The sequence below is a fragment of the Verminephrobacter aporrectodeae subsp. tuberculatae At4 genome (assembly GCF_000193225.1).
Lineage (GTDB): Bacteria > Pseudomonadota > Gammaproteobacteria > Burkholderiales > Burkholderiaceae_C > Acidovorax > Acidovorax aporrectodeae.
Genome location: NZ_AFAL01000618.1, coordinates 1 through 485, shown reverse-complemented (window position 1 = coordinate 485; position 485 = coordinate 1). Strand labels below are relative to the sequence as shown.

Sequence of the window (485 nt, the reverse complement as noted above, 5' to 3'; positions counted from 1 at the left end):
AAGCCACCCTCGAGCGATGGGCTCAACAAACCCCAACCCAAGTCATTGCGCAAGGCCGGGCAACGGCCGGTCGGCGGGCAGAAGGGGCACAAGGGTCATACCCTGTGCCAAGTGGCCGAGCCCAATGTGGTCGTCACCCATGCGCCGCCCGAGCATTGCGATGTCTGCCACGGTTCCTTGGGTCAGGCTAGCGTGGTTGAGGCCCGGCAGGTCCACGATCTGCCCGATTTGCGCTACCAAGTCATCGAGCACCGCGTACTGCAATGGATCTGCAACTGCGGCAAGACCCACCGTGGCGCATTCCCTGCGGACGTCACCACCGCGGTGCAATACGGCCCGCGCGCGAAGGCCGCAGCCGTGCACCTGAACCAGTACCAGATGCTGCCACTCAAGCGCACGGGTGAAGTGATGGGCGATCTCTTTGACATGCCCATGTCCGAGGCAACGATTCTGAGTGCCAACGCTGAGGCTGCCCAGGTGCTGGC

Annotated in this window: 1 pseudogene; it reads left to right on the top strand. The window is 63.7% G+C overall.

What is annotated here, in order from left to right:
- Positions 1-45: 45 nt before the first annotated feature.
- A pseudogene (locus tag VTU_RS30805) lies at positions 46-485 on the top strand (IS66 family transposase zinc-finger binding domain-containing protein); the annotation flags it as partial.